The following is a 23937-nucleotide window of genomic DNA, read 5'->3' as shown; positions in this document are numbered from 1 at the left end:
CGCCATAGTAGCGGCCTCGGAGGGGGCGGACGGAGGGGGCAACAGTCCCTCGACGGCGGCCAGTTGACACTGTCGCCGAGAGGCCCGCAAGTGCCCTGGTCAGCGGATGGTGATCGTGATGGTCGACCCCTTGGGCGCCTTGTCGCCGCCCCTCACCGACTGCTTCTTCACGGTGTCGCCGAACAGCCCGAGCAGGCCGCGGTCCTCGTCCACCTTGAACCCGGCGCCCTCCAGCGCCTTGTGGGCGTCGTCGACGTTGTCGCCGACCACATCCGGCACCTCGATCATCTCCGGGCCCTTGGACAGCGTCAGCGTCACCGTGTCGCCCTCGGCGGCCTGGCTGCCGTCGCCCGGGCTCTGCTGGGCCACCTTGCCCTTGTCGTACTCGGAGTTGACCTGCTGCGGCGCGATCCTCACCTTCAGCCCGGCCTCCGTCAGCTGCTGTCTGGCGTCGGCCACATCGTCACCGGTGACGTCCGGCACGTCGATCGGGCGGCCCTTGCTGACGGTCAGTGCGATCGCCGACCCTGCGTGCCGCTTGGTGCCGGCCCGCGGCGTGGTGGCGATCACCGAGCCCTTGGCGACGTCCTCGCTGAACTCCCGGGTGACCATGCCCGGTTCCAGCCCGTCCGCCTTCAGCCGCGCCCGCGCCTCGGCCAGCGGGCGGCCCGCGACATCCGGCACGTTCACCGTCTCCGGGCCCAGCGAGATGGTCAGCGTCACCGAGTCGTGGTCGCGGATCCGGGCGCCGGGGGCGGGGTCGGTGCCGATGACCGTGCCCCGCTGGACGGCGTCGTTGTACTCGCGCTTGACCTGCCCGACCTCCAGCCCGGCCGACTTCAGCCGGTCCCGGGCCTGCGCCTCGGTCTTCGACAGCAGTGGCGGGACCTTCGTGAACTGGCCGGAGTTGATGTACCAGACGCCGGCGCCCACGCCGAACACCACCAGCACGGCGGCGACGATCGTCAGCACCAGCCGCCGCGACGGGCGCGGTGGCACGGGCGGCGCCTGCAGCCGGCTGGTGTGCTGGACGCCGGCCCCGGCCGGCTCCTCCTCGTTGACGGGCAGCGGCCGGGGCACAGTCAGCGAGCGGGGTATCACGCTCGTACGGTCACCGGCGTTGTCGTGCTCCGCGGACAGCGCCTGCGGCGGTATGGCGTCCAGCTGCTCGTCGCTCAGCCCCTGGCGCGCATCGCGCACCTGGGCGAGCAGCGCCACGGCGTCGTGCGGCCGGATGTCCGGGTTGCGCGCCGTCGCGGATGCCACCACCTCGTCCAGCTCGTACGGCAGCCCCGGCACCAGCGCCGAGGGCGGCGGCACATCCTCGTGGATGTGCTTGTAGAGGACCTGGGCGGGGGAGTCACCGGAGTGCGGCTTTCCGCCGGTCAGCATCTCGTAGAGCACGACACCGCAGGCGTAGACGTCGACGCGCGGATCGGCGGTGCCCTGCTCGATCTGCTCGGGCGCGAGATACGACACGGTCCCGAGGACGGCGCCGGTCGTGCTGGTCTGGGTGTCCACGGACCGCACGAGCCCGAAGTCGGCGACCTTGACCCGGCCGTCGTCCCCTATCAGCACGTTCTCCGGCTTCATGTCCCGGTGCACGAAACCGGCCCGGTGCGCGGCGCCGAGCGCGGCGAGCACGGGCTCGAGGATGTCGAGGGCCGCGCGGGGCTGCAGCGCCCCCCGCTCCCGCAGCACGTCCCGCAGGGTGCACCCGGCGACGTACTCCATCGCCAGGTACACGTACGACCCGTCGGTGCCCTGGTCGAAGACCTGCACCACGTTCGGGTGCGCCAGCCGGGCGACGGACTTCGCCTCCCGGATGAACCGCTCCACGAAGGATCCGTCGGCCGCGAGCGTCGGGTGCATCACCTTCAGCGCGAGCACGCGGTCCAGACGGGTGTCCAGGGCCCGGTAGACCGTGGCCATCCCGCCGACCGCGATCCGCGCGTCGACGCGATAACGGCCGTCGAGCACCTGCCCGACGAGAGGGTCCTGAAGGGTCGTATCCACGCAGGCGAGTCTACGAGGACCCACCGACACTTCCCCCGCCGAGACCGCTTTCCCCAGGCACTGAAGCCGACCTGTGACGCGACACACGAACAAGGATTCCGATCCCCAGCCCCCACCCGTCCCGCCAGACCGGCCCCGCCCACTGCCCGGTCCGTCGGCCGGCGCGGCGCACTGCCAGGTCCGTCGGTCGGCGCGGCGCACTGTCGGGGGTCGGCCGACGCAGCCCACCGTCCGTCCCGCCAGACCGGCGTCGCCCGCTGCCCGGTCTGGCGCCACCGCCGCCCGCCGTCCGTCCCGCCAGGTCGGCGCGGCGCACTGTCGGGACGGTCGGCTGATGCAGCCCACTGTCCGTCCCACCAGACCGGCCCCGCCCGCTGCCCGGTCCGTCGCCACCGCCGCCCACCGTCCGTCCCGCCAGGTCGGCGCCGCCCACTGTCGCGACGGTCGGCTGATGCGGCCCACCGTCCGTCCCGCCGGCTGCCGCCGATCACTGCCGCTGGCAACCACCCGTGCAGTTCGGCTGCCTCCTACGACCCGTGCCGATCGCTCGCGCGCCACGGCTCCGGCCGTCGCGGCGCAGGCGGCCCGTTGCCGCCGGTGCCGCCTCTCCGACCTGGACGGCTGTTCTGCCTCCCCCACGCCTCGCGGCTGCCGACGGCGCAGGGGCTCTACGGCCGCCGGTATCGCCCCCCGCGCCGCGTGCCGGTCGTCGCTCGGGCGACTTGCGGTCGCCGATACCGTCCCCGTGCCCTGTGTCGGTCACCGTTCGCGCGGCTTGCGGCCGCCGACGGCGCAGGGGCTCTACCGCCGATCCCGCCCCGCGCCGCGTGCCAGCCGTCGCTCGCGCGGCTCGCGGCAGCTGACGGGGCGCAGGGGCTCTACCGCCGATCCCGCCCCGCGCCGCGTGCCAGCCGTCGCTCGCGCGGCTCGCGGCAGCTGACGGCGCAGGCGCTGCGTGGCCGCCGGTACCGCCCCTGCAACCCGCGCCGCCCGCCCGTCCCCCCCGACCCGCGGCCGCCGGCGGTGAATGTGCCCCGCGGGAAAGTCCAGCCCTCCAGCAGGCGGTCACGGGTGGTGCGTGGGTGGGAGTGCGATGGGCGAGGGCGGCACCGGGTCAGAACGCAGGGCGCTCGGGATCCAGCACGGCCAAACCCTCCGCAGGAGACGACGCCTCGGCGAAGTGCCTGCGCGGGATCCGCCCCGCCAGCCGAGCCAGCCGGCCCCCCTCCACGGCATGCCTCATCGCCGCCGCCATGAGCTCCGGCTCCTGCGCCCGGGTCACGGCGGAGGCGAGCATCACCCCCGCACACCCCAGCTCCATGGCCAGCGCGACATCGGACGCCGTACCGGCCCCCGCGTCCAGAATCACCGGCACGCGCGCGTGCTCGACGATCAGCTGGAAGTTATGGGGATTGCGGATCCCGAGCCCGGACCCGATCGGCGACCCCAGCGGCATGACGGCCGCACAGCCCACATCCTCCAGCTTCCGCGCCAGCACGGGATCGTCGTTGGTGTACGGCAGCACCGTGAACCCGTCGTCGACCAGCGTCTCCGCCGCCTCCAGCAACTCCACCGGATCCGGCAGCAGCGTCCGCTCGTCGGCGATGACCTCCAGCTTGATCAGATCCGTGCCCAGCGCCTCCCGCGCCAGCCGAGCGGTCAGCACGGCCTCGCCCGCGGTGAAACAGCCCGCCGTGTTCGGCAGCACCCGGATGCCCAGCCTCTCCAGCACCGACAGCACCGAACCGTGCACGGAGGGGTCCACCCGCCGCATCGCGACCGTCGTCAGCTCCGTACCGGAGGCGACCAGCGCCCGCTCCAGCACCTCCAGGCTGGGCGCACCACCCGTACCCATGATCAGCCGCGACGAGAAGGTCGTACCCCCGAGGACCAAGGGATCGTCGGCCATGGCTCAGCCTCCCTGGACCGCGGTGAGGACTTCGACCCGGTCGCCCTCGGCCAGCGCCGTGGCCGCCCACTGCGCGCGCGGGACGACGGTCTCGTTGACGGCGGCGGCCACCCCGGAGGGCGACGGGGTCAACGACCGTACGACGATGTCGAGAGCGGTGCCCGGAACGATCTCCCGGCGCTCTCCGTTGACAGAGATCGAGATGCTCATGCGGGCTGCTCCATGAGGACGGCGGCGCCGAAGCGCTGCGGCGTGAAGGGACGGGCTTCTTCCGGCAGCCGGCCGCTCGCCAGCACCTCGGCCATCACATCCCCGGTGACCGGCGTGAGCAGCACCCCGTTGCGGTAGTGCCCGGTGGCCAGCAGCAGGCCGTCGAGCCCGGACGGGCCGAGCAGCGGCGCGTTGTCGGGCGAGCCCGGGCGCAGCCCGGCCCGGGTCTCGGCGAGTGGCAGTTCGGTGATGCCCGGCACCAGCTCATGGGCGTCGCGCAGCAGTTCGTACACGCCGCCCGCGGTGACGGTCGTGTCCCAGCCCAGCTCCTCGCTGGTCGCGCCGACGACCAGTTCGCCGTTCTCGCGGGGCACCAGGTAGACCTGGCTGCCGCGGACCACGGCCCGCACGGTGCGGCTGAGGAAGGGCGCGTACCGGCGCGGCACCGTCAGCCGCAGCACCTGCCCCTTCACCGGCCGCACCGGCGGCAGCAGCGCCTCCGGCACGCCCGCGAGCCGCCCGCTCATGCTTCCTGCCGCGAGCACCACCCGCCCGGCACGCAGCTCGGTGCCGTCCGCGGTGGTCACCCCGGCGGCCCGGTCCCGTACGACGTCCAGCCGCTCGGCCCACGCGCGGTGGAACTCCACGCCGGCCCGCTCACACGCGGTCACCAGGGCCGCCGCGAGCCGCCGCGGGTCGATCTGGTGGTCGCCGTCGACCCGCAGCCCGCCGCGCACCCCGGGCGCCAGCATCGGCTCCAGGCGCCGGCACTCCCGTCCGGACAGCCACTCCGAGTCCAGGCCGGAGCGCTGCTGCAGGGCGTGCAGGTCGCGCAGATGGGCGCGGTCGTCGGCGTCGAGCGCGACCGCGAGGGTGCCGCAGCGGCGGTAGCCGAGGTCTTGGCCGGTCAGCTCGGTCAGCTCGGCCGCGAAGTCCGGGTAGCGGCGGGCCGATTCCAGGTTCAGGGCGAGCAGCCGCTCCTCGCCGTAGTGCAGTTCGGTGACCGCGGCCAGCATCCCGGCCGCGACCCGCGCGGCCCCGCCGCCGGGCTCGGGGTCCACCACGGCGGTCGCGAGCCCGCGCTGCGCCGCGCGCCAGGCCGTGACCAGGCCGATGATTCCGCCCCCGATGACGAGGACGTCGGACGTACGTGACGACATGGGCGTCCAGCCCCTCCCTTCGCCGGCATGACCCGGATCAGGTTCGTACGGTCGGAGGCCGCCAGCCTCCCTCTCAGCCCGGTGCGTCCGGGCTCCCGCGAGTGCTTGTACGGTGGCCACCCTAGCCCGCCCCGCTCGTCACTCGTAAGGGAGCCCCTGCTCATGGCCCGGTCGCTCGACGGACTGATCCTCGCCCCCGTGGCGGACCAAGCCCCAGGTCAGGTGGGTACCCGCACCCGGTTCGCGTACCACGAGAAGGACGGCGAGATCTGGGCCGAGTACGCGGGCGGCGATGTCGTACGCGGTCATCTGGTCGGCACCCGGGAGGGCGACCGGCTGGACTTCCGCTACGTCCAGCTGAAGACCGACGGGACGACCTCATCGGGGCACTGCGTCTCCACGGTCGTGGAGCTGCCGGACGGGCGGGTGCGGCTGGAGGAGACCTGGGAGTGGGAGTCCCAGGCGGGCGCCGGTACGAGCGTTGTGGAAGAGGTCACCGGGCACGCCCGCTGACTGACGCGTTGTCACGTGTCTATGGTGATCGGGTGAGCGAGCAGACAGCGCAAGGGGGCACGTCGGCGGGGCGGCGCGTGGTCGTCGTGGGCGCGGGCATGGCCGGGGTGCAGACCGCGGTCGCGCTGCGGGAGCAGGGCTTCAAAGGTCCCGTCACCGTGATCGGCGCGGAACCGCACCAGCCGTACGACCGGCCGCCCCTGTCGAAGGCCGTGCTGCTCGGCAAGGCCGAGGACTCCGCCTTCGACGTGGACTTCGAGTCCCTCGGCGTCGAGCTGAGGCTCGGCTGCGAGGTGCTGGGCCTGCGCCCCGCCGAGCACGAGCTGGAGACCGAGGCGGGCCGGGTGCCGTACGACGTCCTGGTCCTCGCCACCGGCGCCGAGCCGATCACCCTGCCCGGCACCGAGGGGGTGCCCGGCGTGCATCTGCTGCGCACCCTGGACGACGCCGAACGGCTGAAGCCGGTGCTCGCCCGGCAGCACGAGATCGTGGTCGTCGGGGCCGGCTGGATCGGCGCCGAGTTCGCCACGGCCGCCCGCGAGACCGGCTGTGCGGTGACCGTCGTGGAGGCCGCCGACCGTCCACTCGCCGGCGCCCTGCCGGCCGAGGTCACGGCACCCATGGCCGCCTGGTACGCCGACGCGGGTGTGGAACTGCGCACCCACGCGCGCGTGGAGCACATCGAGCCCGGCGCGGTCGTGCTCGCCGACGGCACCCGGCTGCCCGCGGACGCCGTCGTCGTCGGCATCGGCGCCCGCCCCTCCACCGGCTGGCTGGCCGGCTCCGGCGTGGAGCTGGGCCCGCACGGGGACGTCCTCGCCGACGACCGGCTGCGCACCTCCGTCGAGGACGTGTACGCCGTCGGCGACTGCGCCTCCTTCCCCTCCGCCCGCTACGGCGAACGGCTGCTCGTCCACCACTGGGACAACGCCCTGCAGGGCCCGCGCACGGTCGCCGCGAACGTCCTCGGCGAGACCCCGGCGGTCTACGACCCGGTGCCGTACTTCTGGTCCGAGCAGTTCGGCCGGTTCGTGCAGTACGCCGGCCACCACGCCGCCGCCGACCACCTGATCTGGCGCGGCGAACCGGAGGGCCCGGCCTGGACGGTCTGCTGGCTGCGCGAGGACCGCCTGGTGGCCCTGCTGGCGGTGGGCCGACCGCGTGATCTGGCGCAGGGCCGTCGGCTGATCGAGGCGGGCCGCCGGATGGACGCGCAGGCCCTTGCGGACCCGGGAAAGCCCCTCAAGGACGCCACCGCCGACTAGCCACGACCTCCCGCCCGGACCTGCCTGACTTCCGACTGTCAGTGCGGGATGGCAGGCTTGTCCTGTGACCGAGATTGACGCAAAGATCGATGCTCTCGTCCCCGCCTGGCTCACCCTCCCCGACATCGCCGAACAGCTCGGCGTCGAGGTGACGCGTGTGCGGCAGCTGGTCAAGGAGGGCCAGCTCATCGCCGTACGCCGGGGTGAGAACCGCGCACTGCACGTTCCCGCCGCCTTCATCGACGGGGACAAGGTCGTCAAGGGCCTGTCCGGCACCCTGACGCTCCTGCGGGACGACGGCTTCACGGTCGAAGAGATGATCGAGTGGCTCTTCACCCCGGACCCGACCCTGCCCGGCACCCCCGCGCAGGCTCTGAGCGAGAATCGCGGCACGGAGGTGAAGCGCCGCGCCCAGGCGCTCGCCGTCTGAGCCGAATCGCATATGAGGGGTGGCGTGCGGGCCGTCGTGGCCCGTACGCCACCCGCCGAAGCCGCCAGGGACACCGACCAGGGGGGACCCACGTATGTCCGACACCGCACGCGCCGCGCTCGCCGACGCCCGCCTGTACCTGTGCACGGACGCGCGCACGCGCCAGGGCGACCTTCCCGAGTTCCTGGACGCGGTCCTGGCCGGCGGTGTCGACATCGTGCAGCTGCGCGACAAGGGCATGGAGGCCGCCGAGGAGCTGGCGCACCTGGAGGTCTTCGCGGACGCCTGCGCCCGGCACGGCAAACTCCTCGCGGTGAACGACCGCGCGGACGTCGCCCACGCCGCCCGCGCCGACGTGCTGCACCTCGGCCAGGGCGACCTGCCGGTCCCCGCGGCCCGCGCCATCCTCGGCGACGAGGTGCTGATCGGCCGCTCCACGCACGCCGAGTCCGAGGCCGCCGCGGCCGCCGGGCAGGAGGGCGTGGACTACTTCTGCACCGGCCCCTGCTGGCCCACCCCCACCAAGCCGGGCCGGCCCGCGCCCGGCCTCGACCTGGTGCGGTACACGGCGGGCCTGGGCACCGACCGCCCCTGGTTCGCGATCGGCGGGATCGACCTCGCCAACCTCGACCAGGTGCTGGACGCGGGTGCCCGCCGGGTGGTCGTGGTGCGCGCGATCACCGAGGCCGAGGACCCGGGAGCGGCCGCGGCGGAGTTCGCGAAGCGGCTGCGGCAGGGCTAGCCACCCGGCTTGCCGGCTTTTCTGTCCGCCTTTCTGTCCAAGGAGTGGACGGGAAAGCGACAATCAGGGTAAATCTCCGTCGTCCGGTTGGGGGACCGCCCGCCCCTGGCTAACCTGCCGGTATGGCCCTCGGAACCCCCTCCACCAGGACTGATCGCGCACGCACCGTGCGCGACATGCTCGCCACCGGCAAGACGACGTACTCGTTCGAGTTCTACGCGCCGAAGACCCCCAAGGGCGAGCGGAACCTGTGGAACGCGCTCAGGAGGGTCGAGGCCGTCGCGCCCGACTTCGTCTCCGTCACCTACGGCGCCGGCGGTTCCACGCGCACGACCACGGTCCGCGAGACGCAGCAGATCGTCGTGGACACGACGCTCACGCCTGTCGCCCACCTCACCGCGGTCGACCACTCGATCGCCGAACTGCGGAACATCATCGGCCAGTACGCGGACGCCGGGATCCGCAACATGCTCGCCGTGCGGGGCGACCCGCCCGGCGACCCGATGGGCGAGTGGGTGCCGCACCCCCGGGGGGTGACGTACGCGGCCGAGCTCGTCCGGCTCATCAAGGAGTCGGGCGACTTCTGTGTGGGAGTCGCCGCCTTCCCGGAGATGCACCCCCGCTCCGCGGACTGGGACACCGACGTCGCCCACTTCGTGGACAAGTGCCGTGCGGGCGCGGACTACGCCATCACACAGATGTTCTTCCACCCGGAGTCGTATCTTCGGCTGCGCGACCGCGTTGTGGCCGCGGGCTGCGAGACCCCGATCATTCCCGAGGTGCTGCCCGTCACCAGCGTGAAGATGCTGCAACGAGTGCCCAAGCTCAGCACCGCGCTGTTTCCCGACGCCCTGAAAGAGCGGATCCTCACAGCCAAGGACGATCCGGCGGCGGTACGCTCCATCGGTATCGACTTCGCCACGGAGTTCTGCGCTCGGCTGCTCGCCGAGGGAGTGCCCGGACTGCACTTCATCACGCTCAACAACTCCACGGCGACCCTGGAAATCTACGAGAACCTGGGCCTGCACCACCCCCCGCAGGCCTAGACCGGCCGCACCGTGATACGACACACTGCGTAGCGGCCACTGGGAGAGGGGCGTACATGGGCTGGACGGTCCTCTACATCGCGTTCGGCATCGTCGCACTGTGGTTGCTGGGCGAGGTGCTGCTGCAGTACAAGGCGCGCCTTCGCTGGCGGCTGCTCGCGTTCGCCGGCTTCCTCGGGGTCGTGGTCGGTGTGCTGATGCCGTCCGTGATCGTGATCGGCATCGGAGCCATCGCCTTCGCGATCGGCCAGACCTATGTCACGCTGTCGTTCCGCCGCGGCTTCGCCGCCGGCTGGGCGGTCAAGCGCCCCGACGCCGAGGCGGAGGCCGAGGCCGGAGGCGGCAGCAAGCGCCGCCGCGGCAGGGCCGACCGGCACGACCCGGCGCTGGACGACCCCGAGCAGGAACTGATGGGCCCGGAGGACGACCAGGACGCCGACCGGGCCGGCTACGGCCAGGGGCACGGCGACTACGACGACTACGACCGCGACGACGTCTTCGCCCCGGCCGGCCATCCGGCCACAGAGCCCACCGCGGCCGAGACCACCACCGTCTACGAGCCGCAGCCCATGCCCGAGGACACCGGCTCCTACGGCGTCTACGGCGACACCGCCTACGCGGCCGCCGCCCAGCCCCAGGGCGCCGAGCAGCAGAACTACGCCTACGACTACTCCGGCTACGGCCAGCAGGGGTACGGCTACTACGACGGCGGCCAGCAGGGCTACGCCAACTACTCCGACCCGTACATCGGCAGCCAGTCCTACGACGGCGCCTCGTACGGCACCGGCTACTCCGGGCAGTACGACCAGCAGGGCTACGCGCAGGCCCCGTACGGCGGCGGCTACGGCGAGACCCCGGCGGGCGGGGTGTGGGTGCCGCAGCAGCGCACCGACGAGACCTACGGCGGCGAACTCCCGCAGGAGCAGCCGTACCCGTACCAGAACCAGGGGCACGGGCAGGCCCAGCAGCAGCCCGGTGCCGGGTACGACGAGCAGTACCGCTTCTGAGGCCTTACCCCGCTTCCGAGGTCCGGCCCCGGCTCACTGGGAGCCGCGGAACTCCGGGCCCTCCACGATCAGCCCCGCCACCAGCGCGCCCGACATGCCCGCGTGCGGCAGTCCGCCGCCGGGGTGGGACCAGCCGCCGACCCGGTACAGACCGGGCAGCCGTGTGGTGTTCGCCGGATGCAGGAAACGTCCCTGGCCGGCGGCGAGGGCGGGGGCGGGCACCGCGCCGAGGAAGCCGCCGGTCTCCTCGTCGGTGTGCCGGGGTGTGCGGACCTCCTGCCACAGGACGCGGTCCCGCAGCCCGGGAATCGCGGCCTCGGCGGCCGCGAGGAGATGCTCGGTGTACCGCCGGGCCGTGCCCTCCTGGTCCCAGCCGGCCTCGGTCGGCACCACCGCGGACAGCACCACGGACTCGTGTCCGTCGTCCGGTCTGAGCGCCGGGTCTCCGGGGCGCAGCACGGTCACCGTGGGACGCGGGGGGTGGTCCCCGCCCGGAGAGGCCAGGAAGTCCAGCTCGGACTCCGGGGCCGGCGCGTGGACGACCGTGCGGTGCGCGGCACCGGCCTCGCGTCCGCCGCGCAGGGCCAGCAGCACGGTGAACCGCCCCGGCCGGGGGCCCAAGGGATCGGTCCGGACGTCCCCGTCCCCGTCCAGCGGATGCTCCGTCAGCGTCTTCAGCCGCGCCGGGTCCACGTCCGCCACGACGTGGTCCGCCTCCGCGACCTCGCCGCCCCTCAACTCCACGCCCACCGCCCGGCCGTCCTTCTCCAGGACTCGGGTGACCTCCGCGCCGAAGACGAACTCCACCCGCCGCTGCACACAGCGCTCGTACACCGCGCGCGCCAACTCCCGGATCCCGCCGCGCACATACCAGGTGCCGAAGGCGTGCTCCATGTAGGGCAGGACGGCCGCGCTCGCCGGAGTGGTCCGCGGATCGAGGCCGTGGGCGAGCACGGAACTCTCCAGCAGGGCCGCCAGGCGCTCGTCGCGCAGCTCCCAGGAGCCGATCTCGGACAGCGTGCTCGCGCGCCGCGTGCGCAGCAGCCGCTTGTGCGGGACGGCCGGATACGGCTCCTTGTCGGCCAGCACCTGCCAGTTGGGCCACAACGGCTCCTCCAGCAGCGGCCTGCGGGTGCGGTCCCAGGCCTCCCGGGCCCGCACCAGGAACTCACCCCAGCGCTCGCCCGCGCCTCCGCCGAGCGCCTCGTCCAGAGCCGCGACCACGCCCGCGCGCGAGGCGTTCGGCAGCGACACCTCCGTGCCGTCCGCGAAGAGGTGCCGCGAGGACGGATCGACCTGGACCAGCTCGACGCGGTCCTCCAGCGGCTCCTTGCCGGTCTTGACGAACAGGTCGCGGTACACGGCGGGGAGCGTCAGCAGGCCCGGGCCGGTGTCGAAGCCGAACCCGTCCCGCTCGAAGCGGCGCACCGCACCGCCGTACGTGTCCGTGCGCTCGTACACCACCACCCGGTGGCCCGCGACGGCCAGCCGGGCGGCGGCCGCCATCGCGCCCATCCCGGCGCCGATCACCGCAATCCGTGCCATGCCTGCGACTTTATCGACCGCCACTGACAATCCGGTCCGCGGGAGGCCGCAGCCGCCCGCCGGGCCTGCCCGGAAGCGTGGGCACGCATGCGTAGGCCTGAGTATCCGTACCTAGGTTGCGAGATGAGTACGCGCGCGGATGGGCCGCGACGTGCGGGAACGGGACAGTGGAGGCACGGCAGGGGGCGCGGCCCGGCACCGCCGACACGGGGCGGCGGAACGGCGCCCGCCACCCGGCCGCTCCTTCCGCCGATCCGTCGGCGGAAGCGAGTCGGGGGACCCGGGGACGACCACCCACGGGGGACCGCAGGGGGAGTGCGGGGGAACGTCAGGCGCCGGTCCGGCAGCGGACCGGCGCCTTTCTCACGAGCTCAGCCCTTTCCGCTCACGCGTCCCTGGAGGAGCCGGGAGAGCGCCGCGTGGACGTCGTCCAGGGAGCGCTCCGGCTGGAAGGACTTCCAGTCCAGCGCGGCCACCAGGACCATGCCGACCAGCGCGGCCGCCGTCAGCTGGATGTCGATCTCGTCGCTGAACTCGCCGGCCGCCACGCCCTCGCGCAGCACACCCTCGACCACCGCCACGGCCTCCTGCCGGACCACCATCAGCGTGGACTGCCAGGCCCGGTTGGTGCGCCACAGTTCGGCCACGTACAGCTGGGTGAAGGCCGGATAGCGGTCGATGAAGACCAGGCCCGCGCGGACCATCGCGTCCAGCGCGTCCACCTTGCCGCCGCCCGCCCGCGCGGTCCGCTCCGCCGCCTCCTTCAGCGAGGCGGTGAGCAGGCCCACCCCGTGCCGCAGCAGCTCCTCGAAGAGGACCGACTTGCTCGCGAAGTTGTAGTAGACCGTGCCCTTCGCGACCCCGGCCCGCTCCGCGATCTCGTCCACCGTGGTCGCGGAGAAGCCCTGCTCGGCGATGAGCGTGACGGCCGCCTCGTAGAGCTTCTGCCGGGTGGCCTCGCGGCGCGTGCTGCCGCCGGACCTGGCGCTGCTGCTTTCCATGGCCCTGATTCTCACAGGTACGCGCGCGTGCGGTGCCTCCGCCCGGTTCACAGGCTCAGTTCCGGGTGCAGCCGGTCGAGCGTCCACACCTGGCGGCGCCGGGCCGCGAGGGCGGTCAGCGCGAGCGCGCCCGCGGTGAAGGCGGCGAGCACACCGCACGCCTGCCAGACCGGGCCGAGCCCGCCGCCGGTGATCAGCCGGCGCAGCGCCTCCACGATGTAGCTCATCGGCAGGAACGGGTGGATCGCGGCGAAGAAGCGCGGGCTGGTCTGCACGGGGTAGGTGCCGCCCGCCGAGGTCAGCTGCAGCATCAGCAGCGCGAGCACCAGGATCCGGCCGGCCGCGCCGAAGCGGGCGTTCAGCCACTGCACGAGCGCCGCGAAGCAGGCCGTGACCAGGCACAGGAAACCGATCGTGCCGGCCGCGCGGAGCATCTGCAGACCGATCGCCCAGTGCAGTACGGCCATCAGTGCGGCCACTTGGAGCACGCCCACGGCGGCCACCGGCAGCCAGCCGGCGAGCGCGATCCGCCAGGCCGGCGAACCGGCCGCCAGGGCACGCCGGTTGAGCGGCGGGATCAGCATGTAGGCGACCATCGCGCCCACCCACAGGGACAGCGGGATGAAGTACGGGGCGAATCCGGTGCCGTAGTTCGGCGCCTTGTGCAGGTCGTGGGAGGCCAGCTGGACCGGGTCGGCCATCACGCCGGTGCGCCGGTCGCGGTCCTTCTTGTCGTAGTCCGGGATCTTCCCGGCGCCGTCGTGCAGTCCGCCGGCGAGCTTCCCGGAGCCGTCGGACAGCCGGTACAGACCGCCGTTCAGGGTCTTGGCGCCCGCCGCGGCTGTGCCGATGCCGTGGTCCAGCGCGGTCGCGCCGGCCTTGGCGGTACCGAGCCCGGTGTGCAGCTTCTCGGCCCCGTCGGCGACCTTCTGAGCGCCGGTGTTGAGCTTGTCGATCTTCTTGACGGCGTCGTCGACGTCCTCGTACAGGTGCGGTGCGCGCTTTTCGAGGGCCGCGGCCTGCTTCTGCAGTGCGCCGAGGTTGTCGCGCATCGTCTTCAGGTCGCCGTCCTGGTCCGCGATCAGCGTGTTGAGGTCGTCGGCGACGGTGGCCACCTCGGCGGCGGCCGTCTTGGCCCGCTTCAGGTCCGGGCAGACCGGGTCGGGGACGGGCGCGCCCTCGCAGCGCGTCCTGTAGACCTCGGCCAGGACGTCCGCGTTCGCGTGGGCGGCCTTCGCGGCGCCCGGGGCGAGTTCCACCAGGACGTCGAGATTGTCCCCGACGGTCTTGGCCGAGTCGGCGACCAGGCGGGCGGTGTCCGCGATGGTCTTCTCGTTGTCCTTGAGGTACGGGCCGGCCTTGTCGCGGACGCCGTCGACCTTGTCGGCGAGGGCCTGGGTGCCGTCGGCGACCCGGCGGGACCCGTCCTGCAGGTCACCGGCGCCCTTGTGCAGCTTCTCCAGTCCCTTGGCCAGCTTGCCGCTGCCGCTCTTGGCGTCCTTCAGTCCGTCGGCGAGGTCCTTGGAGCCCTTCTCCGCCTTCCCGATACCGGTGTTCAGCCGGTCGGCGCCCTCGGCGGCCGTGACGGTCTTGTCGTGGATGTCGGAGAACGAGACGAAGATCTTGTCCAGGAAGGTGCGGGAGGCCTTGGTGGAGGCGGCCGTGCGGACCTCGTTGAAGACGGTGCGGGAGATCTGGCCGACGATGTAGTTGTTCGCGTCGTTGGTGCGCACTTGGAGGGCGCCGGTCCGCGGGGAGTGGCCGGAGCTGGAGGCGATCCGCCGGCTGAGGTCGGCCGGCATGGTCAACGACAGGTAGTACGTGCCGTTCTCGACGCCCTCGCGGGCCTCCTCGTCGCTCACCTCGTGCCACGCGAAGGTCCGGCTGTCGCGCAGTCCGTCCACGATGTCGGCACCGGCGGTGATTTTCTTCCCGCCCGCGGTGGCGCCCTTGTCGTCGTTCACCAGGGCCACCGGGATGCGGTCCAGGCGGCCGTACGGGTCCCAGAAGGACCACAGGTACAGGGCGCCGTAGAGCAGTGGCAGCACGAGGAGCGCGACCAGGGCGGCACGCGGCAGCCGTCCCCGCCCGAAGCGCCTGAGTTCGAGCGCGGCCAGCCTAGGCGAGCGCATCGACGTCCTCCTTCGGGTCGCTCTCGGCGGCGTCCTCGACGTCGCCCTCGTCGCTCGTGCCGGCCTGCGCTCCGGCATCCTTCGTCCCGGTCCGTACGACGACGCAGTCGCCGGGGGCCGTGCGGCAGACGACCACCACCGTCGTCCCCGCGCGCGTGAGCGAGCGCAGCACCTCCCACAGTCCGGCACGCTCGGCGTCGGAGAGCTTGGTGTCGATGTCGTCGACGCCGAGCAGTCCGGGCCTGCCGAGCAGCGCCAGGGCGATGGACAGGCGCAGTTCCTGGGGCCGCTCCAGGTCGCGCACGGCCGTCCGCGAGCCCTTGGGCAGCGTTTCCAGGTCGAGTCCGGCGGCGGCCAGGGCCGCGTCGACGCGCAGCCGTGCCTCGTGCACGCGCTGGGTGCGCGGGCGCAGCAGTTCGCGCAGGGAGTCGCCGAAGCGGCTCTGCAGCAGGGCCCGTTCGCGCAGGTGCTCGCCGACGGTCAGGGCCGGCTCCAGGTCGGTCACCCCGGCCACGTTGGCCACCGCGCTGACGCGGCGCAGCCGGGCCATGTGCCGGGGGAGCCGGAACCCGCCGACGCGGGCCGTGCCCTCGGTGGGCTTCATCCGGCCGGTGAGCGCGAGCAGCAGACAGGTGCGCCCGGAGCCGGACGGTCCCTCGATCGCGATGAGTGAGCCGGGCTCCGCGTCGAGGGTGATGCCGCGGAAGGCCCACCCCCGCGGTCCCCTGAGCCCGAGGCCCTCGGCCCTGACGTCCACGCCGTCCACAAGCCCCCCTGTGATTCTCGTGTTTTGAACTGACTGGTCAGTGCAAAAGTACGCCCGAACCTACGATCGAAGCAAAGCCCCAGGTCAGAACGGATTGTCAGTGCCATACCTCACGATGGGCACATACGGCACCCGTGCCGTCACTCAGACGACAGGAGGTTCGTCATGGCCAACCCGTCCGCAGCCGCCGCCCGCCGGCGCCGCGCCACCGGCCCTGCCCCCTCACTGACCGGCCCGGCGAGCGATGTGCACCCCGTGCTCCGCCGGGCCACGGCCCCGCCCGCCGTCCTCGACCTGCTCGCCCAGGCCCGGGCCGGACTGGACGAGGCGACCGTCCTGGAAACGCCGAACGAGCGCTATGCGACGGCCCATCTCGCCGCCCTGCGCACCGCCGCCGCCGTGCTCGCCGCCCGCGGCCGCCCCGAGACCTCCCCACGCCGCCGCGCCCGGATCCGCAGCGCCTGGGAAGTGCTGCCCGAGATCGCCCCCGAACTGACCGAGTGGAGCGCGCTGTTCGCCGCCGGCGCCGCCCGCCGGGCCCGTGCCGAGGCCGGCATCCAAGGCGCCGCGAGCCGTCGCGACGCCGACGACCTGATACGGGACGTGGCGATGTTCCTGCGCATCGTCGAGCGGATGCTCGTCCTCCAGCCGGTCCTGCCCCAACCCCGCCAGGACCCGGGGGAACCGGACGGCCCGAGCGCGCGCGGTGACCTTCCGGACGCGGGCTGACCACCGGAAGTCCGGCGTTCGAGACGCGCCCGGCCGGATCCGCCCGCGGTGACCGGCAGGGCGGCGCAGGCAATAGGGTGGGGCCTGTAGCGATCCAGCCCTGCCGAGGAGTCAACTGCCGTGTCGGACCCGATGCGCCCGCCCGTCTCCCACCAGCACCCTCACACGGCGTCGCTGCGCTCCGGCACCCCTCGATCCCGCGCCTCCCTGCGTACCGCCGTGGTCTGGGAAGTCCTCCAGGACGCCCTCGACCGCAGGGTCAAGGCCACGGGACGCGAGTCGCTCGACGTCCTCGACACCGGAGGCGGCAGCGGCAACTTCGCCGTGCCCGTCGCCGGGCTCGGCCATCGCGTCACCGTCGTCGACCCCAGCCCCAACGCGCTGTTCGCGCTGGAGCGCCGGGCCGCCGAGGCCGGTGTCGCCGAGCGGGTCCGTGGCGTCCAGGGCGACGCGCACGGCCTGTTCGACGTGGTCGAGCGCGGTGGCTACGACGCCGTGCTGTGCCATGGCGTCCTGGAGTACGTCGACGACCCGGCCGAGGGCATCCGCAACGCCGTCGCCGCGCTGCGCTCCGAGGGCGTCCTCAGCCTGCTCGCCGCCGGTCTCGGCGGCGCCGTGCTCGCCCGCGCCCTCGCCGGCCACTTCACGGAGGCCCGGCAGGCGCTGCAGGACCCCGAGGGCCGCTGGGGCACCGGCGACCCGATGCCGCGCCGGTTCACCGCCGAGCAGCTCACCGCGCTCGTCGAGGGCGCGGGCCTCACGGTCGGCGCCGTGCACGGCGTGCGGGTCTTCGCCGACCTGGTCCCCGGCGTCCTCGTGGACACCGAGCCCGGCGCCCTGGACGCGCTCCTCAAGCTGGAGGCCGCCGCGGCCGAGCTGCCCGCGTTCCACTCCGTCGCGACCCAGCTGCACGTGCTCGGTGAGACGCCGGGTGCCGCCGAGGCCTGAGCGGACTGCCGTGACCCGCCGCTGATCAGGGCCTTGGCAGCGGATGGAGTACGCCACAAGACCCCCGATCGTGGGGTTTGCGCCGTATGATCGAGGTACACCGCCCGGCATGACGGGTCGGCCGCCGGGGAATGGAAGCCTCAGCGAGCCGGTAGGTCATGACGGATTCCGGTTGGCCAATTGGCGTAGAGGGGCGGGTTTCACGGGGGCGATTCCCTGCCTATCCTGAAGGGACCCCCCGGGTCGCCCCGGCGACTGCACGATGAGGAGGACTCCGTGCCGCTCTCGGAGCACGAGCAGCGCATGCTCGAGCAAATGGAGCGAGCGCTGTACGCCGAAGATCCCAAGTTCGCGTCGGCGCTTGAGGGAAGCGGGCTGCGTACGTACACCCGGCGGCGGGTCTACCAGGCGGTCGCAGGCTTCCTCATGGGTATCGCGCTCCTCATGGCCGGAATGGTCGCGCAGCTGATCTGGGTCAGCGTGGTGGGTTTCCTCGTCATGCTGGGCTGTGCCGTGCTCGCCGTCACCGGCTGGCGCAAGGCCCCGAAGCCGGGCGAACAGCCCGCGGGAGCCGTCCGCCGCCAGGCGCGGCCCAAGCGCTCCATGATGGAGCGGATCGAGGAGCGCTGGCAGCGCCGCCGGGACGAACACGGCCATTAGCCGACCGGCGGTTTCTTCGGAGTTTTCCCCGGAGGCGACAGACAACGGGTGAGGGGCGACCACCGCTGGTGGTCGCCCCTCACGCATGCTCTCAGCCCCGCTGCTGCGACGGCCGGCGCACACCGCCGGGCCGGGCCCCCGACACCCACGCCCTGAGCGCCGCCCAGCGGGCCGACACCGCCCACAGCACCCGCACCGACGAGCGGGGCAGGAACAGCGCCCGCAGCCGTCTACCGGTGCTCGCCGGGCCGCGCAGCCCCTCGATCACCCGGCGCACATCCGCCGCCGTACCCGCCGCCGGGCGCGGCCGGGGTGCGTACAGCACCTGCTCCACCGCGTCCGCCACCCGGTGCACCGCGGCACCGGCCACCGCGTCCAGCCGCCCGAGCTCGACGATCCGGGCGGCCGCCCGGCGTGGCGTCAGCGACTCGTCCGGCGCGATACCGTGGTCCCAGGCGCTGTCCGCCAACTCCTGCCAGGCCGCGAGGGTGTGCGCCGCCGCGCCCTGCTCGGTCCGGACGTGCCCGCCGAGCCGCACCGAGCGCACCCGCATCCGCCACAGCAGCGGCGACAGCGGAATCGCCAGTATCACCAGCGCGGCCAGGCCGATCAGCGGATACCACCACGGGCCCCTGCCCCCGCCGCCGCTGTGCGGGGCCGCCGCGGCGGACGCGGTGTCGCAGCCCTGCAACTTGATCAGCTCGGGCGTGCAGCTCCGGCTCGGCGAGGCCGCCGCCGAGGGCGCCGAGGACGACTGGTGCGAGGGCAGGGTCTGGTCCGGCAGCGAGGTGCTGGGCGTGTCCGACTGGGTGTACGACGGCACGGTGCCACGGGTCGGGGTCGGCTCGAACCGGGTCCAGCCCACACCCTCGAAGTACAGCTCCGGCCAGGCGTGCGCGTCCTTCTGGTTCACCGCGACCGTGCCGTTGGGCTGCGGGGTGCCGGGCGCGAAGCCCACCGCGACCCGGGCCGGGATGCCGAGGGTGCGGGCCATCGCCGCCATGGCGAAGGAGAAGTGGACGCAGAAGCCCTCCTTCTTCTTCAGGAAGTTCGCGATGGCGTCGGGGCCGCGGCCGACCTCGACCTGGGTGTCGTACTGGAAGCCGCCCGTCACGGCGAAGTAGTCCTGGAGCCTGACGGCCTCCTCGTAGTGGCTGCGGGCGCCCGCCGTGATCTCCTTCGCGGTCCTCGCCACCACCTTCGGCAGCGCGGACGGCACCTTGGTGTACTCGCGCTGCAGGGCCGCCGGCGGCTCCGGCGCGGTGGACAGCTGCTCGGCGGTCGGCTGCACGTCCAGGCTGGTGACCTGGTAGGTCTCGCCACGCGTGGTCTGACCGCGGTCGCCGACCAGGGTCATGCCGACCGGCTCGTAGCGCCAGCGGCCGCCGATCTTCACACCGCTCGGCGGGTACGGCATCGGCAGCCAGTCCTGGGCGTACCAGTCCGACGCCGAGACGGTGGTGGTCACCGTGCCGCGCTTGACGTCTCCGTCGAGGCCGACGGGCGTGGGGAACCGGGCCGGTACGCCGACGATGTGCCGCTGGGCGGGCTTCCATGTGGTGCCGTCGAAGTCGTCCAGGGACACTATCCGCAGATACAGGTCCGAGATGTCGTTCGTGCTGGTCTTCAGGGACAGCACCTGGCGGTCGTTGTTCGTGTTCAGGCTGTCGCGCAGCGACACCAGCGGGTTGACCGCGGAGATCGTGCCCCCGTTGCCGTTGCCCGCTCCCACGCCCGTGCCGGCGGCGTCCAGCAGGCCTCCCTGCATCGCGGGCAGGGCGAGCGGCACCACCAGGGCGGCGCCGAGCGCGACCGCGCCGATCCGGCGTCCGGTGCGCACCGGGGCCACCGCGCCGTTCTCCGGGGAGCCCGGGGAACGGGCGGCGCCGCCGAAGACCCGGCCCCACTGCGCCAGCCGGTCCCTGCCCTCGGCGAGCAGCAGCATCAGATAGCCGGCCGCAGCCACCAGGAACCACAGCCAGTCGGCCCCGCCGTCGGACAGCCCGGCGGCCACCGAGTACAGCGCGAGCAGCGGCAGCCCGGCCGGGGCCGCACTGCGGAAGGTCACCGCGAGCGTGTCCACCAGCAGGCCGATCACCAGCACGCCGCCGATCAGCATCAGCTTGATGCCGTCCGTCAGCGGCGCCGGTATGGCGTACTCGCTGACGTCGTTCGAGCCCTGCTGGAGCAGGTCGGCGAAGTGCCGGAAGGCGTCCGGGCCGGGGATCAGCCCGACGACGGCGTACTCCCGGACGAAGACCAGGGTCAGCAGCATCAGGGTGACCAGCGCCTGTGCCGCCACGGTCAGCGGCCGGCCCAGCGGCACCCGGCGGGCCGCCGCGCCCACCCCGGTCTGCACGGCCACCAGCGGGACCAGCTGCAGCAGCCAGGTCGGCTCGGCCACCAGGGGCAGCAGCGCGCAGGAGGCCATCAGCGTGGCCGCGGCCGCGCACAGTGCCAGTCGGGCCCGCCCGCTCATCGCGTCGCCTCCCCGCCCACCGCGGCCAGGCCCGAGCGCTCCCGGTCCGCCTGCTGCCACAGCGCGTTCAGTCCGGCGCCCCGCGGCACGCTCAGCGCCGTCCAGCCCGCCTCGCGCAGCATCCGCAGCCTCTCGGCGTGCCGGTCGCCGGGCCGCGGCACATCGGCCGCCTCCCGCGCCCAGGTGTCCGGGTCCAGCACGAAGGCGACCGCACCGCCGCTGCGCCGGCTCATCTTGGCGACCGTCGCGGCCTGCTCCTCGTCCAGGTCGCCCAGGAAGGCGATCAGCAGCCCCTCGTTGCCGCCGCGCAGCACGTCGTACGCCCGGGACAGACCCGTGCCGTCGGAGTGGTCGATCACCGCGAGGGTGTCCATCATCAGCCCGGCCGCCTCCGCGGTCTCCTGCCCGGTGCCCGCGAACCCGTCGCCGCCCTCTCCCGGCACCGCACTGCCGCTGTCGGTCAACAGGCGTACCGAGAAGCCGCGTTCGAGCATGTGCACCAGCACCGAGGCGGCACCGGAGACGGCCCACTCGAAAGCCGAGTCGGGGCCCGCGCCCTCGTAGGCACCGCCCCGGGTGTCCAGCAGGACGGTGCACCGCGAGCGGCGGGGCTGCTCCTCGCGGCGCACCATCAACTCGCCGTAGCGCGCGGTGGACCGCCAGTGCACCCGGCGCAGATCGTCGCCGTAGCGATAGCCGCGCGGGATCGCGTCGTCCTCGCCGGCCAGGGCCAGCGAGCGCTGCCGCCCGTCGCCGTACCCCCTGGCCTCGCCGCTGAAGCGGACCGGGGCGAGCGGTTCCACGCGCGGGATGACCGTCAGGGTGTCGAACGTCGAGAAGGAACGGGTGAGTTCGCACATCCCGAACGGGTCCGTGAGGCGCAGCTGCAGCGGACCCAGGGGATAGCGGCCACGCAGATCGGAGCGGACCCGGTAGGACACCTCGCGGCGGCCGCCCGGCTCCACCCGGTCCAGCACGAACCTCGGGCGCGGCCCGAGGACGTAGGGCACCCGGTCCTGGAGCATCAGCAGGCCGGTGGGCAGCCGGGAGACGTTGTCCATCCGCAGGTGCACCCGGGCCTCGCTGCCGGCCGGCGCGCGCGCGGGGGAGAGCCGGCGGGTGCCGGCCACCCGGTAGCGCGTGCGGTACACCACGGTCGCGCAGGTCAGTGGCAGTGCGGCCAGCAGCAGGCCGACCCGGAGCAGGTCGCTCTGCCCCAGGACGTACGCACAGATCGCGGCCGCGATGCCGGCCGCCAGGAAGGAACGGCCGCGGGTCGTCAGGCCCGCCAGGGCCGTACGGACGCTGCCGCTCTCGCCGCGGTCGGCCTCCGCCTGCCCCGTCCCCCCGGCGCTCATCACAGACTCCGCGGGGGCTGCTGGGGATACGCCGGAACGCCGTGTCCGAGGCCGTGGAAGCCGCTCTGCGGGCCCGGTGCCGCTGGCACCGGGGTGTGCTGGAGGATCTCCTGCACGACCTGCTCGGCCGTACGGCGGTTCAGCTGGGCCTGGGCCGTGGGCAGCAGACGGTGCGCGAGGACGGCGACGGCGAGTGCCTGGACGTCGTCCGGCAGCGCGTACTCCCGGCCGGCGAGGGCCGCGGACGCCTTCGCGGCGCGCAGGAGATGCAGCGTCGCGCGCGGGGAGGCGCCGAGTCTGAGGTCGGGGTGCGTGCGGGTGGCGGCGACCAGCTCCACCGCGTACCGCCGGACCGGCTCGGCGACGTGCACGGTGCGCACGGCCTCGATCAGCTTCACGATCTCGTGCGCGTGCGCCACCGGCTGCAGGTCCGCCAGCGGGCTCACCCCGCCGTGGATGTCGAGCATCTGCAACTCGGCCTCCACGCTCGGGTAGCCGACGGAGACCCGGGCCATGAAACGGTCGCGCTGGGCCTCGGGCAGCGGGTAGGTGCCCTCCATCTCGACCGGGTTCTGCGTGGCCACCACCATGAAGGGGCTGGGCAGTTCGTAGGTCTGCCCGTCGATGGTGACCTGCCGCTCCTCCATCGACTCCAGCAGCGCCGACTGGGTCTTGGGCGAGGCGCGGTTGATCTCGTCGCCGATCACGATCTGGGCGAAGATGGCGCCCGGCTTGAACTCGAAGTCCCGGCGCTGCTGGTCCCAGATGGACACACCCGTGATGTCCGAGGGCAGCAGGTCGGGCGTGAACTGGATGCGCCGCACGGAGCAGTCGATGGACCGTGCCAGCGCCTTGGCCAGCATCGTCTTGCCCACTCCGGGGACATCCTCGATCAGCAGGTGGCCCTCGGCGAGCAGCACGGTCAGCGCGAGCCGTACGACCTCGGGCTTGCCCTCGATCACGCCCTCCACCGAACCGCGCACCCGCTCCACCGTGGCGGTCAGATCAGTGAGGCTCGCTCGATCGTCATAGGTCGTCACCCGGCCCTCCTCGGCCCGTTCTATACGGGCCGACGCTGCGTGCGAAACCGGCCCACCCCGAAACACGGACACCACGCGGGAAAGGTTCCGCGCGACGCCACACCCCGCATTCTTGCCGCCGTTACCGATTCGTGTCACTCGCCTGTGGACAACTGCCCGCACTATGTCGGTCTTACGTCCCTTTGACCGCATCTTCGATGGGGCGGTACGGCGATGGCGGGATGCTTCCGGGGCGGCCGGTGTGCCGGTCAGGCCGGGTCGACCTCGCGCAGCAGACCGGTGCGCACGTCGAAGACGAAACCGCGCACATTGTCGGTGTGCAGCAGGAACGGCGAGGTGCGCACGCGCTGCATGGACTGGCGCACGTCCTGGTCGACGTCCCGGAAGGCCTCCACCGCCCAGGCCGGTCGCTGTCCGACCTCCATCTCCAGGTCGTGCCGGAAGTCCTCGGTGATGGTCTCCATGCCGCATCCGGTGTGGTGGATGAGCACGACGCTGCGGGTGCCGAGCGCCCGCTGGCTGATGGTCAGGGAGCGGATCACGTCGTCGGTGACGACACCGCCCGCGTTGCGGATGGTGTGACAGTCGCCGAGCTGCAGGCCGAGCGCGGCGTGCAGGTCGAGACGGGCGTCCATACAGGCCACGACCGCGACCTTGAGAACGGGACGGGCGTCCATTCCAGGGTCGGTGAACTCGGCGGCGTACGCCTGGTTGGCCTCGACCAGGCGATCCGTCACGGTGCCGCCTTCGGTTATGGCGCCTTCGGATCCAGTGGGCACTGCTGCGGAAGTCGTCATACTCAAGACGTTACTGGTCACCCCCGGTCCCGTCCTCCTGTGAGAGCGGGACAAAAAACGTCATCGTGGCTTGTTGTGAGCTATCCCATAGGGGGCACAAACTTGCCCCGGGCGGGTGAATCCCGTCGGATTGCGGCGCCCGCCGCGATGCGGTAGGCGACGCGCAGGCCGGTTGATTGACCGC

Annotated in this window: 21 protein-coding genes and 1 riboswitch; of the genes, 9 read left to right on the top strand and 12 right to left on the bottom strand. The window is 73.0% G+C overall.

Annotated elements, in window-relative coordinates; genetic code table 11:
- Positions 1-99: 99 nt before the first annotated feature.
- The 4 genes from pknB to thiO form a co-directional block, all read right to left on the bottom strand.
- The gene (gene pknB / locus ACQPXS_RS15025; protein WP_433449710.1) at positions 100-2016 is read right to left on the bottom strand and encodes a Stk1 family PASTA domain-containing Ser/Thr kinase; all 1917 of its coding nucleotides are present in this window, start codon (positions 2014-2016) and stop codon (positions 100-102) included.
- A 1114-nt stretch (positions 2017-3130) separates the two neighbouring features.
- The gene (locus ACQPXS_RS15020; RefSeq protein ID WP_356304781.1) at positions 3131-3925 is read right to left on the bottom strand and encodes a thiazole synthase; all 795 of its coding nucleotides are present in this window, start codon (positions 3923-3925) and stop codon (positions 3131-3133) included.
- A 3-nt stretch (positions 3926-3928) separates the two neighbouring features.
- A complete protein-coding gene (thiS, locus tag ACQPXS_RS15015; protein ID WP_351801109.1) occupies positions 3929-4129 on the bottom strand; it encodes a sulfur carrier protein ThiS in 201 nt (66 codons plus the stop codon).
- Positions 4130-4131: 2 nt separating this feature from the next.
- Entirely contained in the window at positions 4132-5295 is a 1164-nt protein-coding gene (gene thiO / locus ACQPXS_RS15010; RefSeq protein ID WP_433449707.1) for a glycine oxidase ThiO, read from the bottom strand.
- Positions 5293-5404, bottom strand: a riboswitch (TPP riboswitch). Its footprint overlaps the gene before it by 3 nt.
- Before the next feature lie 53 nt (positions 5405-5457).
- On the opposite strand from thiO, the gene ACQPXS_RS15005 reads away from it, so the two are divergent.
- The 6 genes from ACQPXS_RS15005 (at position 5458) to ACQPXS_RS14980 (ending at position 10298) form a co-directional block, all read left to right on the top strand.
- Positions 5458-5808 carry a hypothetical protein gene (locus ACQPXS_RS15005; protein ID WP_351800343.1) on the top strand — a complete coding sequence of 117 codons (351 nt, stop codon included), beginning with the start codon at positions 5458-5460 and terminating at the stop codon, positions 5806-5808.
- Positions 5809-5840: 32 nt separating this feature from the next.
- On the top strand, positions 5841-7073 hold the full coding sequence (locus ACQPXS_RS15000; RefSeq protein ID WP_433449705.1) for an NAD(P)/FAD-dependent oxidoreductase: 1233 nt from the start codon (positions 5841-5843) through the stop codon (positions 7071-7073).
- A gap of 64 nt (positions 7074-7137) precedes the next feature.
- Complete coding sequence (locus tag ACQPXS_RS14995; RefSeq protein ID WP_055707421.1) at positions 7138-7503, top strand: Rv2175c family DNA-binding protein; 366 nt, start codon at positions 7138-7140, stop codon at positions 7501-7503.
- Positions 7504-7597: 94 nt separating this feature from the next.
- Complete coding sequence (thiE, locus tag ACQPXS_RS14990) at positions 7598-8245, top strand: thiamine phosphate synthase (RefSeq protein WP_356304775.1); 648 nt, start codon at positions 7598-7600, stop codon at positions 8243-8245.
- Between the two features lie 122 nt (positions 8246-8367).
- Positions 8368-9291: a methylenetetrahydrofolate reductase [NAD(P)H] gene (gene metF, locus ACQPXS_RS14985; RefSeq protein WP_356304774.1), complete on the top strand. Its 924-nt coding sequence runs from the start codon at positions 8368-8370 to the stop codon at positions 9289-9291.
- Between the two features lie 56 nt (positions 9292-9347).
- Positions 9348-10298, top strand: coding sequence for a hypothetical protein (locus tag ACQPXS_RS14980; protein ID WP_433449703.1), 951 nt, complete (start codon positions 9348-9350; stop codon positions 10296-10298).
- Between the two features lie 33 nt (positions 10299-10331).
- Here ACQPXS_RS14980 and ACQPXS_RS14975 read toward each other — a convergent pair whose 3' ends face one another.
- From ACQPXS_RS14975 to ACQPXS_RS14960, 4 genes are all read right to left on the bottom strand, one after another.
- Positions 10332-11843, bottom strand: a complete 1512-nt coding sequence (locus tag ACQPXS_RS14975) for a phytoene desaturase family protein (RefSeq protein WP_433449701.1) — start codon at positions 11841-11843, stop codon at positions 10332-10334.
- Positions 11844-12214: 371 nt separating this feature from the next.
- The gene (locus ACQPXS_RS14970) at positions 12215-12844 is read right to left on the bottom strand and encodes a TetR/AcrR family transcriptional regulator (RefSeq protein WP_356304768.1); all 630 of its coding nucleotides are present in this window, start codon (positions 12842-12844) and stop codon (positions 12215-12217) included.
- Between the two features lie 47 nt (positions 12845-12891).
- Positions 12892-14976, bottom strand: coding sequence for a YhgE/Pip family protein (locus ACQPXS_RS14965; RefSeq protein ID WP_433449699.1), 2085 nt, complete (start codon positions 14974-14976; stop codon positions 12892-12894).
- Entirely contained in the window at positions 14963-15742 is a 780-nt protein-coding gene (locus tag ACQPXS_RS14960; protein ID WP_433449697.1) for an ATP-binding cassette domain-containing protein, read from the bottom strand. Before ACQPXS_RS14960 ends, ACQPXS_RS14965 begins: the two co-directional genes overlap by 14 nt.
- Before the next feature lie 165 nt (positions 15743-15907).
- On the opposite strand from ACQPXS_RS14960, the gene ACQPXS_RS14955 reads away from it, so the two are divergent.
- The 3 genes from ACQPXS_RS14955 (at position 15908) to ACQPXS_RS14945 (ending at position 18079) form a co-directional block, all read left to right on the top strand.
- Positions 15908-16471, top strand: coding sequence for an SAV_6107 family HEPN domain-containing protein (locus ACQPXS_RS14955; RefSeq protein WP_356304762.1), 564 nt, complete (start codon positions 15908-15910; stop codon positions 16469-16471).
- A 120-nt stretch (positions 16472-16591) separates the two neighbouring features.
- The gene (locus ACQPXS_RS14950) at positions 16592-17419 is read left to right on the top strand and encodes a methyltransferase (RefSeq protein WP_351800372.1); all 828 of its coding nucleotides are present in this window, start codon (positions 16592-16594) and stop codon (positions 17417-17419) included.
- 276 nt (positions 17420-17695) lie between these two features.
- Positions 17696-18079, top strand: a complete 384-nt coding sequence (locus tag ACQPXS_RS14945) for a DUF3040 domain-containing protein (protein WP_433449696.1) — start codon at positions 17696-17698, stop codon at positions 18077-18079.
- Between the two features lie 91 nt (positions 18080-18170).
- On the opposite strand, the gene ACQPXS_RS14940 is transcribed toward ACQPXS_RS14945, so the two are convergent.
- From ACQPXS_RS14940 to ACQPXS_RS14925, 4 genes are all read right to left on the bottom strand, one after another.
- A complete protein-coding gene (locus ACQPXS_RS14940) occupies positions 18171-20558 on the bottom strand; it encodes a transglutaminase TgpA family protein (RefSeq protein WP_433449694.1) in 2388 nt (795 codons plus the stop codon).
- Entirely contained in the window at positions 20555-21916 is a 1362-nt protein-coding gene (locus tag ACQPXS_RS14935; protein WP_433449693.1) for a DUF58 domain-containing protein, read from the bottom strand. The genes ACQPXS_RS14940 and ACQPXS_RS14935 overlap by 4 nt, the downstream gene beginning before the upstream one ends.
- A complete protein-coding gene (locus ACQPXS_RS14930; RefSeq protein WP_351800383.1) occupies positions 21916-22956 on the bottom strand; it encodes an AAA family ATPase in 1041 nt (346 codons plus the stop codon). The genes ACQPXS_RS14935 and ACQPXS_RS14930 overlap by 1 nt, the downstream gene beginning before the upstream one ends.
- 248 nt (positions 22957-23204) lie before the next feature.
- Positions 23205-23753 (bottom strand): beta-class carbonic anhydrase, encoded by a 549-nt coding sequence (locus tag ACQPXS_RS14925; protein ID WP_351800386.1) that lies wholly within the window; start codon positions 23751-23753, stop codon positions 23205-23207.
- Positions 23754-23937 lie beyond the last annotated feature (184 nt).

Origin of the sequence: Streptomyces sp. CA-142005 (genome assembly GCF_050942335.1) — a bacterium.
Classification (GTDB): Bacteria; Actinomycetota; Actinomycetes; order Streptomycetales; family Streptomycetaceae; genus Streptomyces.
The sequence above is the reverse complement of the archived record's forward strand: the minus strand, read 5'-3'. Positions and strand labels throughout refer to the sequence as shown.

Coding starts and splice junctions, on each gene's coding strand:
- ACQPXS_RS15020 (WP_356304781.1), bottom strand. CDS start 3,925: ATGGCCGACGATCCCTTGGTCCTCGGGGGTACGACCTTCTCGTCGCGG.
- thiO (WP_433449707.1), bottom strand. CDS start 5,295: ATGTCGTCACGTACGTCCGACGTCCTCGTCATCGGGGGCGGAATCATC.
- ACQPXS_RS15005 (WP_351800343.1), top strand. CDS start 5,458: ATGGCCCGGTCGCTCGACGGACTGATCCTCGCCCCCGTGGCGGACCAA.
- thiE (WP_356304775.1), top strand. CDS start 7,598: ATGTCCGACACCGCACGCGCCGCGCTCGCCGACGCCCGCCTGTACCTG.
- metF (WP_356304774.1), top strand. CDS start 8,368: ATGGCCCTCGGAACCCCCTCCACCAGGACTGATCGCGCACGCACCGTG.
- ACQPXS_RS14980 (WP_433449703.1), top strand. CDS start 9,348: ATGGGCTGGACGGTCCTCTACATCGCGTTCGGCATCGTCGCACTGTGG.
- ACQPXS_RS14975 (WP_433449701.1), bottom strand. CDS start 11,843: ATGGCACGGATTGCGGTGATCGGCGCCGGGATGGGCGCGATGGCGGCC.
- ACQPXS_RS14970 (WP_356304768.1), bottom strand. CDS start 12,844: ATGGAAAGCAGCAGCGCCAGGTCCGGCGGCAGCACGCGCCGCGAGGCC.
- ACQPXS_RS14965 (WP_433449699.1), bottom strand. CDS start 14,976: ATGCGCTCGCCTAGGCTGGCCGCGCTCGAACTCAGGCGCTTCGGGCGG.
- ACQPXS_RS14955 (WP_356304762.1), top strand. CDS start 15,908: ATGGCCAACCCGTCCGCAGCCGCCGCCCGCCGGCGCCGCGCCACCGGC.
- ACQPXS_RS14940 (WP_433449694.1), bottom strand. CDS start 20,558: ATGAGCGGGCGGGCCCGACTGGCACTGTGCGCGGCCGCGGCCACGCTG.
- ACQPXS_RS14935 (WP_433449693.1), bottom strand. CDS start 21,916: ATGAGCGCCGGGGGGACGGGGCAGGCGGAGGCCGACCGCGGCGAGAGC.
- ACQPXS_RS14925 (WP_351800386.1), bottom strand. CDS start 23,753: ATGACGACTTCCGCAGCAGTGCCCACTGGATCCGAAGGCGCCATAACC.